9 protein-coding genes are annotated in these 11,124 nt (G+C 73.3%); 5 read left to right on the top strand and 4 right to left on the bottom strand.

What is annotated here, in order from left to right:
• Together AB0M99_RS02480 and AB0M99_RS02475 are read left to right on the top strand one after the other, a co-directional pair.
• Positions 1-1,435 (top strand): SUKH-4 family immunity protein (locus AB0M99_RS02480; RefSeq protein ID WP_365916712.1); only part of this gene is annotated, 1,435 nt, incomplete at its 5' end.
• Positions 1,436-1,581: 146 nt separating this feature from the next.
• Positions 1,582-2,478, top strand: a complete 897-nt coding sequence (locus AB0M99_RS02475; RefSeq protein WP_365916710.1) for a DivIVA domain-containing protein — start codon at positions 1,582-1,584, stop codon at positions 2,476-2,478.
• 139 nt (positions 2,479-2,617) lie between these two features.
• Here AB0M99_RS02475 and AB0M99_RS02470 read toward each other — a convergent pair whose 3' ends face one another.
• Positions 2,618-3,133: a DUF6584 family protein gene (locus tag AB0M99_RS02470; protein WP_365916905.1), complete on the bottom strand. Its 516-nt coding sequence runs from the start codon at positions 3,131-3,133 to the stop codon at positions 2,618-2,620.
• Between the two features lie 20 nt (positions 3,134-3,153).
• The gene (locus AB0M99_RS02465) at positions 3,154-4,035 is read right to left on the bottom strand and encodes an alpha/beta hydrolase (protein ID WP_365916708.1); all 882 of its coding nucleotides are present in this window, start codon (positions 4,033-4,035) and stop codon (positions 3,154-3,156) included.
• An 81-nt stretch (positions 4,036-4,116) separates the two neighbouring features.
• Between AB0M99_RS02465 and AB0M99_RS02460 the strand changes: the two genes are divergently transcribed.
• The gene (locus AB0M99_RS02460; RefSeq protein ID WP_365916706.1) at positions 4,117-4,680 is read left to right on the top strand and encodes an ABATE domain-containing protein; all 564 of its coding nucleotides are present in this window, start codon (positions 4,117-4,119) and stop codon (positions 4,678-4,680) included.
• A 108-nt stretch (positions 4,681-4,788) separates the two neighbouring features.
• Here the strand turns inward: AB0M99_RS02460 and AB0M99_RS02455 are convergent, their stop codons facing one another.
• Both AB0M99_RS02455 and AB0M99_RS02450 read right to left on the bottom strand, forming a co-directional pair.
• Positions 4,789-5,655, bottom strand: coding sequence for a hypothetical protein (locus AB0M99_RS02455; RefSeq protein WP_365916704.1), 867 nt, complete (start codon positions 5,653-5,655; stop codon positions 4,789-4,791).
• Between the two features lie 75 nt (positions 5,656-5,730).
• Positions 5,731-7,392, bottom strand: a complete 1,662-nt coding sequence (locus tag AB0M99_RS02450; RefSeq protein WP_365916702.1) for an MFS transporter — start codon at positions 7,390-7,392, stop codon at positions 5,731-5,733.
• A gap of 290 nt (positions 7,393-7,682) precedes the next feature.
• Between AB0M99_RS02450 and AB0M99_RS02445 the strand changes: the two genes are divergently transcribed.
• Positions 7,683-8,471, top strand: coding sequence for an ABC transporter ATP-binding protein (locus AB0M99_RS02445; RefSeq protein WP_365916700.1), 789 nt, complete (start codon positions 7,683-7,685; stop codon positions 8,469-8,471).
• The gene (locus AB0M99_RS02440; protein ID WP_365916698.1) at positions 8,468-11,056 is read left to right on the top strand and encodes an FtsX-like permease family protein; all 2,589 of its coding nucleotides are present in this window, start codon (positions 8,468-8,470) and stop codon (positions 11,054-11,056) included. Before AB0M99_RS02445 ends, AB0M99_RS02440 begins: the two co-directional genes overlap by 4 nt.
• The last annotated feature ends 68 nt before the right edge of the window (positions 11,057-11,124 follow it).

Raw genomic sequence — 11,124 nt, 5'->3', positions numbered from 1 at the left:
GTCGCCGGGTTCGCTCGGTGGTGGGCTGGACCATGCTGCGACGATGCTGGCGGGTCCTGCCGTTACGGGTCAGCCGCCCGCGCCTCCGGGTCCGCCGGGGTCGCCGGGTTCGCTCGGTGGCGGGCTGGACCATGCCGCGACGATGCTGGCGGGTCCTGCCGTGACGGGTCAGCCGCCCGCGCCTCCGGGTCCGCCGGGTGCTCCGGGTGCCGGTGTGCCTGCGCCTCCGGGTCCGCCCGGGTCGCCGGGTTCGCTCGGTGGCGGGCTGGACCATGCCGCGACGATGCTGGCCGGTCCGGCCGTGACGGGTCAGCCGCCCGCGCCTCCCGGTCCGCCCGGAGCCCCGGGCGGCGGTGCCCACCACGCGGCGACGATGCTCGCGGGTCCCGGCGTACCCCAGCCCCCCGGCCCGCCCGGCCCGGCGCCGCAGGCGCCCCCGGCGCCCCAGCCCACCGGACTGCCCACGGTGGGCCCCGGCTACCAGGCCGTGCTCCGCTACCGCGCCCCGGACGGCTCCGAGCAGCAGCTCATCCGCCGCTCGGCGCCCGGCACCCCGCACCCCGAGTGGCAGATCCTGCACGAGCTGCGCGCGATGAACGTGCCGCCGCAGCAGGTGCTGGAGCTGCACACGGAGCTGGAGTCCTGTGAGCTGCCGGGCGGCTACTGCGCCCGCATGATCCGGGAGACCTGGCCGCAGGTCCGGATCACGAGCGTGGCCCCGTACGGGAAGGACCACGCGGGCCGCCAGCAGGGCATGCGGCACCTGCTGACCCATCAGGGCGAGCTGCACCAGGTGGCGGACGGCCCGGCGCGCCCCGCGCCGGTGCGCGCGCCGCTCCCGCAGGTCCCGCTCCAGCCCGCGATCCCGCTGGAGGCCATCGCGCAGGAGCTGGCGGCGGCGTTCGGCCAGCAGGGCGTGTTCCGCTTCGAGCCGCGCGCGGTCTCCCGGCAGGGCGTGCCGGAGATCGTGGCGCAGACGCTGATGTGGTCGGGGCTGCCCGTCGATTTCGGGCCGTTCTTCTGGGCGCAGGCGGTGCCCGGTGCCCCGCTGCCGACGCTGGCCGAACTGGCGGCCCAGCGGCAGGTGCAGCCGGCTTCGGACGCGGGTTCGTACCTGGTGGTGGGCAGCGACTTCGGCAAGGCGCTGTGCGTGCAGTACGGCACCGCGCACATCGTGGCGGTGCCGGTGGAGGCCGGTCCGGGCGGGGCGCCCGTGGCGCCGCAGTTCGTCAACTCCAGCCTGCCGCAGTTCGTACGGTGCCTGGCGCTTCTGGGTCACATGTGGCGGCTGCGCCAGCACCTGACGCCGGAGCAGGCGGGCCGCTGGACCGTCGATTTCCAGGCGAACCTGGCGGGGCTGGACAGCGCGGCGCTGGCGTCTCCGGAGAGCTGGTGGTCGGTGCTGCTGGAGCAGATGTGGGACGGACTGCTCTGATCACCGGCTGAACGGAGGATCCGCTCAATGGCCGGGCCGAGACCCTCGAACAGGGTCTCGGCCCGGCCATTCCGGCTTCTGCGTGCAAATGACGCATCCTTGACAGGAATCCCCGCGAGAGAGGCGCTTCCAGGATGAGTGCACCCATGTCACCTCAGGGCCCGGGTTTCGCGACGGTGCGCGTCCGCGGCTACCGAGCGGAAGAGGTGGACCGGTATCTCGCCCGGCTCTCCGGCAGCCGGGACGAGGCGTGGGAGCGGGTGGCGCGGCTGACCGTACTGGCGAAGCAGATGGAGGCCGAGGCGGAGCGGCTGCGGGAGGCGGTGTCCGCGCTGGCCCCGCAGACGTACGACGAGCTCGGCGAGCGCGCCCGGCGGATCCTGCTGCTGGTGGAGGAAGAGGCGGACGCCGTACGGGCGGACGCGCGGGCGGACGCCGGGACGACGCTCGGCGCGGCCGAGGCGCACGCCGACCGGGTGGCCGAACTGGCCCGGCAGGACGCGGAGGCGGTGCGCGAGCAGACCGAGGTCCGGGCCCGGCAGGGGCTGTTGCGGGCGCAGCGGGAGGCGGACGAGGCGCGCGCGGAGGCCCGCGAGGACGCGAAGGCCTGGCGGGCGGAGGCGCAGGCGGGGCTGGCGGAGACGGGCCGCCGGTCGGACGCGCTGATGGCTGAGCGCGAGCAGGAGCACGTGGAGCGGTGGGACGCGGCGGAGCGGGAGCTGGCGGCACGCGACGGGGAGCTGGAGGCGCGCCACGCGGAGCTGGAGCGGTACGCGGAGTCCCGGCTGGCGGAGGCCCGGCGGGGCTTCGCGGAGGCCGAGGAATCGGCGCGGCACGGCCAGGAGGACGCGGAGGCGCGGGCCGCCGAGCTGATCGCGGCGGCCCGGGTCCAGGAGGAGCGGGTGGCCCGCGAGACGGAACGGGTGCTGCGGGAGCACGCGGAGTCCCAGGAGGAGATGCGGGCCCACATGAACCACGTCCGCTCCAGCCTGTCGGCCCTGACGGGCCGCGCGGGTTCGGCTGCGCCGGGCTCGGCGGACTGAGGCGGGTCCCGTGCGGGGGCCCGGCGGGGCCGGTGCCGCTGCGGGCGCGTCGGCGGGGTCGGTCGGGGTCAGCCGCGCCGGTTCCGTGCCGGGTCGGGGGCGTCGGCGGTGCGGCTGCGCCGGGCGGGGCACCGGACCTTCAGTGCAGGAGCCGGCGGACGAAGGCGGTGACGCCGAGGCACCAGGCGGCGAAGAGCGCTATTGCCAGCAGGGACGTCAGCGGGTCGGAGTGCTCCGACCGCGGCTTGCCGGGGCCGACCCCGCGGGGGATCGCGGACCAGTCGACCGGGCGGCCCGTGTGGTCCGTGGCGGCCGCGCGCACGGACGCCAGTTGCCCGGCCGCGAAGGCGGTGGCTGCGCGGGACTCCTGGGTGCGCCAGGCCAGGGCCCGCATCCGGGGCAGGGGCGAGGAGAACAGCGCCTCGAAGGCGGCGGTCTCCGCGGGGTCCCGGTCCGCTTCGAGGTACATCCACCGCCCGGCTTGCGCGGGCTCCCCGGTCAGCCGGTAGGCCTGCGCCAGCCGGCGCCACAGGGACAGGTCCTCGGGGTAGGAGGACACCAGTCCGCGCAGGCGCTGGCGTGCCTGGAGGACCCGGCCGGCGGCGAGGTCCGCGTCGACGCGGGCGAGGGTTTCCGGGAGGGGGCATGGAGGGATGGTCGCTGACGGGCGGGTCCTCAGGCGAGCTTCGTGAGGAAGTTCTCGATCAGGGGGGCGATCTGGGGGAGGTGGGTCTCCAGGGCGAAGTGGCCGGCGCCCTCGAAGACGTGGACCTCGGCGTCGGGGGCGTCGCGCAGGTACGCCTTGGCGCCCGCCGGGGTGAAGAAGGGGTCGCCCGCGCCCCAGACGACCAGGACCGGCACCTGTGCGGCGCGGAGCCAGGCCTGCCAGGCCGGGTAGCGCAGGAGGTTCGAGGCGTAGTCGAAGGCCAGGTCGGCCTGGGCGTCGGCGCGTCCGGGCAGGCCGAGGTAGTGCACGTCGAGCGTCCAGCCGTCGGGGGAGACGAGGGTGGGGTCGGCGACGCCGGTCTCGTACTGGAAGCGGGTGCCCTCCTCGGTGAAGAGGCCGCGGACCTGCTCCTCGTTGCCGGGCACCTCGCGCCGCAGGGCGGTGAACTCGCGGGCGACGTCGGACAGTCCCTCCTCGTACGCGTTGCCGTTCTGCACGATCAGGCCCGTCACCCGCCCGGGCCGCCGCTCGGCGAGGCGCAGGCCGACGGGGGCGCCGAAGTCGAAGACGTACAGCGCGAAGCGGTCCAGGCCGAGGGCGTCCGTGAACCCCTCCACGATGTCCGCGAGCCGGTCGAAGGTGTACGTGAACCCCTCGGGGGCGCGGGTCCGGCCGAAGCCGGGGTAGTCGGGGGCGATCAGTCGGTACGGGGTGCCGCCGAGGGTGTCCATCAGGCGGGCGAACTGGTGCGAGGACGTCGGGAAGCCGTGCAGGAGGAGCAGGACCGGGGCGTCGGCCGGGCCGCTCTCGCGGTAGGCGACGCTGACGCCGGCCACGTCGACGGTGCGGTGGCGGACGGCGGTGGGGGTGAGGGTGCGCGGAGCGGTCATCACATGCCTCCAGTGGCTTCGTTGGCATTAGTCTTGCGGTGGATCGCTAACGGGTCAAGTGGTGGATGTAGCATTAGTGTCGTGACTGTGATCGAATTTCCGCTCACCGGTGAGCACCTGGCCCTGGACCTGCTGAACACCCGTCCCGCGGGCTGGGACCTCATCTCCGACCCGGCGGGGCTCGGCGCGTGGGTCGCCGTGCAGGCGGGGCGGGTGACCCCGGTCGCGGAGGTGGGCGGGGCGGAGGTGGCCGCCGTGCATGCCGTACGGGATGCCGCGGGGCCGGCGCTCGAAGCCGCACGGAGCGGCGAGCGGCCGCCGGCGGGTGCGCTGCGGGTGCTGAACGACGCGCTCCGCGCGGGGCCGTCGCACCGCGAGCTGACCTGGACCGCCGATGGCCGCCTGTCGGTCGCGGCGCGGCGGGAGTGCGCCCCCGCGCGGCGGCTCGCGGCGGAGCTCGCCGAGGCGGTGGCGGAGCTGCTGACGGACCCCCGGGTGGGGGAGGTCCGCCGGTGCGAGGGGGTGGAGTGCGTGATGCTCTTCCTCCCGGCGAACCCCAGGCGCCGGTGGTGTGTGGCGTCCCTCTGCGGCAACCGGGCCCGCGTGGCCCGCTACTACGCCCGCCACAAGCCGGACCCGGCCTGACCCGGTGACTCGCCCGGCCCGGCCCGGCCCAGCTCGCCCGCTCGCCGCCCGGCCCGCTCGCCCTGCGCGGCCCGGCCCGCCCGGTCGGTGTTGCTGCCGGGGCGGCGGTCAGGTCTGGGTCGTCGGCTGCTGGGCGGGGACGGGGGTGGGTGTGTGGTCCGGGAGGGGGTAGGGGTCGCTGCGGAGGCCGCGGGTGGTGACCGATACCGCGAGCGGTGGGGCGGCGGCGCCGAGCGGGGCCGTCAGTGTGCCCGTGGCCGCGTGGAACGCCGTCGGCAGGGGCGTGCCGTCGGCCTCGACGCGCGCCGCCTCGCCGAAGCCGCCGCCCTCGACGGTCAGGGCCCCGCCCACCAGCGTGACCCGCGTGATCACCGGGTTCGCCCGGGTGGCCATTTTGTTCACCAGGTACGCCCCCGCCGGAGCACCCGTCAGCGCCCAGATCTCGGCGGGCAGCCTCGGCAGCCCGCCTCCCACGTCGGCCAGGAAGAACGCGACCACGTACAGCATCGTGACCGCGCTCAGGGCCACGTACTGGAGGTCCACCAGGTCGGTCCGTCCGCCGTCGTTGGCGATCAGCTCCCGCAGCGGCCGCCGTCCCGACCGCGTCGGTTTCGGGGCCGGCTTGGCCATGGAGCCGTGCTCCAGCCGCAGGCCCACGACCGCCTTCGCGCCGATCAGGGCCACGTACGGGCCTCCGAGCAGCGGCAGGTAGACGCTCGTCAGGGAAGACAGCGGGCTGTGGCCCCCGTCCTCCCCGCCCCGGAACCAGTCGACGCCGCCGCCCGCGGTGAGCCCGTAGCCCAGGATCGCGAGCAGCAGCCAGACCAGGATCAGCGTCCACGCCAGGGCCAGGGCGGTCGAGGTGGAGAGCCGGCCGTCGCGGCCGGTGATGAAGGCGGGGTGGCGGCGCAGCCGCCATCCGAGCGGGCCGGCCAGGGCGGCCAGTAACGCCAGTGCGCAGAGTGCTGAAGCCATGTCGTCCCCCCGGAGAATGTGCCTCCGCAGAGACTTACCCACTCGGTACGGGCATGACAACTCCCCACGTCCCGCTCAGTCTTCCGGCAGCACCGGGAACCTCCGTGGCGCCAGCAACAGCAGCACCAGCACGGCCGCCACCGCGGCCACCGTCGCGCAGACGAAGACATGGTCCACGGCGGCGTCCACCGCCCGCCGCAGGTACTCGGCGGCCCCCGGCGCGAGCTGCGCCGGCCGGTCCAGCGCTCCGGCCACGTCGTTCACGTGCCGCGGCAGCCCCGCCGCCGGGGCGTCCGCCAGCCGCCCGGCCAGCGTCGCGTTGGCGACGGCCCCCATCAGTGCGGCCCCGACGCTCATGCCGACCTGGCGGCAGAACAGCACCGAGGCGGTCGTGGTCCCCCGCTCCTGCCACACGACCGTGGACTGGACCGCCATGATCAGCGGGAGCTGGAAGAGGCCGAGGGCCGCGCCCAGCAGCAGCATGATCAGGGCGGGCTGCCACGGCGCGGCCGGGTACGGGAGCAGGGTGAAGGCGCACAGGATCACGGCGGCGATCCCGACCCCGATGACCGCGCTGTCGCGGAAGCCGACGCGCCGGTAGACGTGCTGGACGTACATCGCGCTGATCGGCCAGGTCAGCGTCATCGCGGAGGTGATCAGGCCGGCCTCGACGGCGCTCAGGCGCAGCACGGTCTGGGCGTACATCGGCATGAACACCATCGGGGCGACCATCAGCAGGCCGAGCGCACCCATGGCGAGGTTGACGGCGGCGATGGGGCGCCGGCGCCACACCCAGCCCGGCAGGATCGGTTCCGCGGCCCGGCGCTCCACCCGGACGACCAGCAGGCCCAGCGCCGCCGTCGCGCCCAGCAGCGTCACCGAGGGCGCGGACAGCCAGGGCCAGGCGACCCCGCCCTGGACGAGGGCGAAGAGCAGCAGCCCGCCGCAGGCGAAGATGCCGAGGGCTCCGGCCCAGTCGATCCGGCCCCGGCGCCCCGGGGCCCGTACCGGCTCGACCAGATGGCGGCCGATGATCCACAGGGCGGCCAGGGCCAGCGGCAGGTTGATGAGGAAGATCCAGCGCCAGTCCGCGTACGAGGCGATCAGCCCGCCGAGCGCTGGCCCGGCCAGCGCCGAGCCGGCCCAGACCACGGACATCCGCGCCTGGATCCGGGGCCGTTCCCTCAGCGGGTACAGATCGGCGGCCAGCGTCTGGACCGTGCCCTGCAGTGCGCCGCCGCCCAGGCCCTGGAGGATCCGGAAGGCGACCAGGGCCGCCATGTTCCAGGCGGCCGCGCACAGCAGCGAGCCGAGCAGGAACACGCTGATGCCGAGGAGCAGTACGGGCTTGCGGCCCAGGGTGTCGGACAGCTTCCCGTAGACGGGCAGGGTGACGGTGCTCGCCAGCATGTAGCCGGAGAAGATCCAGGAGAAGACGGAGAAGCCGCCGACGTCGCCGACGATCTGCGGGACCGCGGTGGAGACGATGGCTCCGTCGAGGGCGACGAGGCCCATGGTCAGCATCAGCGCGGCGACGACGGCCCGCCGCGGCCGGCCCGGTGGCCGGACCTCGCCACTGCCGGACTCCGGGCCGTCGTCGCCGCTGTCCGTGCGGCCTGCGTCACGGGTGTTTCCGGTGGTGCCGGAATCGGCGCAAACGCGCCTGTCGGACGGCCCGCGGTGCCCACCCGGCTCGCCCGGTATGCCGTCCTGTTCGCCGACGTCCCCTGAGCTCATGTCCACCCCTCCGATGCCGCGCCCACCTTCTCATTCGGTCGGACATCCCCGAGGAAGTGTCCACCGGAGGGTGGAGAACCCCTAGGGGTTCGTCCTCACAAAGGGCCAGGGGTCTTTCGTCCCGCCGTAGGAGGTACAAGGTCCCGCCCTGTCCTTAACTGGTTCCTACGGACAGGGGCAGGGACCGGGGGTGGGGATAACCCCCGGCCGGATACGGCGACGGGCACCAGCGCGCCGGAGGCCACTGGCCGGAAGACTTCCACAGGTCGGAACCAACGAGGGGAAACACCGTGACAACGGCTATGACCGAAACCAGGCACGGGGGTACTGGAGGGCATGAAGCCGTCGCGGCGCGGGCGCGCCAGGTCGTCAAGGCCTACGGCTCCGGGGAGACGCGCGTCGTCGCCCTCGACTCGGTCGACGTGGACATCAGGCGGGGCCAGTTCACCGCGATCATGGGTCCTTCGGGTTCCGGCAAGTCCACGCTGATGCACTGCCTCGCCGGTCTGGACACGGTGACCAGCGGTCAGATCCACCTGGACGACGTCGAGATCACCGGCCTCAAGGACAAGAAGCTCACGCAGCTGCGCCGCGACCGGATCGGCTTCATCTTCCAGGCGTTCAACCTGCTGCCGACGCTCAACGCCCTGGAGAACATCACGCTCCCCATGGACATAGCCGGCCGCAAGCCCGACGCGGAGTGGCTGAACCGGGTCGTGGAGACGGTGGGCCTCGCGGGCCGCCTCAAGCACCGCCCGACCGAGCTCTCCGGCGGTCAGCAGCAGCGCGTGGCCGTGGCCCGCGCCCTCGCGGCCCGCCCCCAGATCATCTTCGGCGACGAGCCGACCGGAAACCTCGACTCCCGGGCCGGCGCCGAGGTCCTCGGCTTCCTGCGCCGCTCGGTGGACGAGCTCGGCCAGACCATCGTCATGGTCACCCACGACCCGGTCGCAGCGTCCTACGCGGACCGCGTCATCTTCCTCGCCGACGGCCGGATCGTGGACGAGATGTACGGGCCCAGTGCGGACCAGGTCCTGGACCGGATGAAGGACTTCGACGCGCGCGGGCGGACGTCATGAGCACCGTCCTGAAGACCTCGCGGCGCAACTTCGTCGCGCACAAGGGCAGGATGGCGCTGTCCGCCATCGCGGTCCTGCTCTCCGTCGCCTTCGTCTGCGGCACGCTGGTGTTCACCGACACGATGAACACCACCTTCGAGAAGCTCTTCGCGACCACCGGCGCGGACGTCACCGTCTCCGCCAAGGCGACGCCCGGGGCCGACGACGACGTGGAGAACCCGCGCAACGGCCGCCCGGCGACCATCCCCGGCGACGCGGTCCAGAAGGTGTCCGCGGCGCAGGGCGTCCAGAGCGCCCAGGGCAGCGTCATCTCGTTGTCCGTCACGATCGTCAACGCCGAGAACAAGAACGTCGGCCCCACCTCCGGCGCCCCGACGATCGCCGCGAGCTGGAACGACAACGAGCTCAAGTCGATGGCGGTCACCTCCGGCCACGAGCCGCGCGGACCCACCGAGGTCCTCGTCGACGCCGACACGGCGAAGAAGCACAAGCTGAAGATCGGCGACGAGCTGCGCACCATCGCCGTCACCGGCGACTTCCGCGCGAAGATCTCCGGCATCGCCACCTTCAAGGTGACCAACCCGGGCGCCACCGTCGTCTACTTCGACACGGACACCGCGCAGCGCGAACTGCTGGGCGGACCCGGCCTGTTCACCAACATCAACGTCACCGCCAAGGACGGCGTCAGTGACGATCAGCTCAAGCAGAGCATCGCCACCGCCGTCGGCGCCGACACGTACAAGCTCCAGACCGCCAAGGAATCCGCGGACCAGGGCCGCAAGGACGTCGGCGCGTTCCTCGACGTCATGAAGTACGTGATGCTCGGCTTCGCCTTCATCGCGTTCCTCGTCGGCATCTTCCTGATCTTCAACACCTTCTCGATGCTGGTCGCCCAGCGGACCCGCGAAATCGGTCTGATGCGCGCCATCGGCGCCGACAGCGGCCAGGTCCTGCGGTCCGTCGTCGTCGAGGCCTTCCTCCTCGGCCTCGTCGGCTCGATCCTCGGCGTCGGCGCGGGTGTGGGGCTGGCCGTCGGACTCATGAAGATCATGGGCTCGATGGGCATGCACCTGTCCACCGACGACCTGACGGTCGCCTGGACCACCCCGGTCATCGGCATCTTCCTCGGCATCGTCGTCACCATCGTCTCCGCCTTCATCCCGGCCCGCCGGGCCGGCAAGGTCTCCCCGATGGCGGCCCTGCGCGAGTCGGGTTCGCCCGGCGACAAGAAGGCGGGCCGGATCCGCGCCGCCCTCGGCCTGGTCCTCACCGGCCTCGGCGCCGCGGCCCTGTACCTCTCCGCGGCCGCCGAGAAGGCCGCCCCCGGATCCCTGTGGCTGGGCCTGGGCGTGGTGCTCACGCTCATCGGCTTCATCGTGATCGGCCCGCTCCTCGCGGGGGTCGTGGTCCGGGTGCTCTCCGGCGCGGTCCTGCGGCCCTTCGGGTCCGTCGGCCGGCTCGCCGAGCGCAACGCGCTGCGCAACCCGCGCCGTACCGGTGCCACCGCCGCCGCGCTGATGATCGGCCTGGCGCTGGTCGCCTGCCTGTCGGTGGTCGGCTCCTCGATGGTGGCCTCCGCCACCGACGAGCTCGACAAGTCGGTCGGCGCCGACTACATCGTCCAGTCCCAGACCGGGCAGCCGGTCATGCCGCAGGCCGAGCAGAAGCTGCGGGCCACCGAGGACCTGGACCACGTCACCGCGTACCGGGAGATCAAGGCCAAGATCACCGCCCCCGACGGGACCACCGAAGAGGACGGGCTCGGCGCCCAGGACCCCACGTATGCCAAGGACATCCGCCGCAAGATGACCGCCGGCGAGCACGCGGCGGCGTACGGGGCGAACTCGATGTCGGTCGGCTCGCTCTACGCCACCAAGCACAACATCAAGCTCGGTGACGAGATGACGGTCGCCTTCGCCGGCGGCAACACCGTCAAGCTCAAGGTCGCGGCGATCACCAGTGACGAGGGCAACCTCGACAAGGGCATGAAGTACACGAGCACCGCCGTCGCCGAGGCGAACGTGCCGGCCGACAAGCTGCCGCGGCCGTTCATGCTGCTGGCCACCGCCAAGGACGGCCAGGAGGACTCCGCGTACACCGCGGTCAAGGCGGCGCTGGCCGAGTACCCGCAGTACAAGGTGCTCAACCAGACCGACTACAAGCAGGCGCTGAAGGACCAGGTCGGCCAGCTGCTGAACATGGTCTACGGGCTCCTCGGCCTCGCGATCATCGTCGCGGTCCTGGGTGTCGTGAACACCCTCGCCCTCTCGGTGGTCGAGCGGACCCGCGAGATCGGCCTGATGCGCGCCATCGGCCTCTCGCGCCGCCAGCTGCGCCGCATGATCCGCCTGGAGTCGGTGGTCATCGCGCTCTTCGGCGCCCTGCTCGGCCTCGGCCTGGGCATGGGCTGGGGAGCCACCGCCCAGCAGCTCCTCGCCCTCCAGGGCCTGAAGGTGCTGGAGATCCCGTGGCCGACGATCATCGGCGTCTTCGCCGGGTCGGCCCTGGTGGGCCTGTTCGCCGCGCTGGTCCCGGCCTTCCGGGCGGGGCGGATGAACGTACTGAACGCGATCGCCAGCGACTAGCCCGGCGGTCGTCACGGGGGAAGCACTGGCCCCGGCCGAGCCCGCAAGGGCCGGCCGGGGCCGGTGTC

The organism is Streptomyces sp. NPDC051183 (assembly GCF_040682455.1).
In the GTDB taxonomy this organism is placed as follows: Bacteria; Actinomycetota; Actinomycetes; order Streptomycetales; family Streptomycetaceae; genus Streptomyces.
Note: the sequence above shows the minus strand (reverse complement) of the source record. Positions and strands in the feature narration are given on the sequence as shown.

Coding starts and splice junctions, on each gene's coding strand:
- AB0M99_RS02475 (WP_365916710.1), top strand. CDS start 1,582: ATGTCACCTCAGGGCCCGGGTTTCGCGACGGTGCGCGTCCGCGGCTAC.
- AB0M99_RS02465 (WP_365916708.1), bottom strand. CDS start 4,035: ATGACCGCTCCGCGCACCCTCACCCCCACCGCCGTCCGCCACCGCACC.
- AB0M99_RS02440 (WP_365916698.1), top strand. CDS start 8,468: ATGAGCACCGTCCTGAAGACCTCGCGGCGCAACTTCGTCGCGCACAAG.
- AB0M99_RS02450 (WP_365916702.1), bottom strand. CDS start 7,392: ATGAGCTCAGGGGACGTCGGCGAACAGGACGGCATACCGGGCGAGCCG.
- AB0M99_RS02455 (WP_365916704.1), bottom strand. CDS start 5,655: ATGGCTTCAGCACTCTGCGCACTGGCGTTACTGGCCGCCCTGGCCGGC.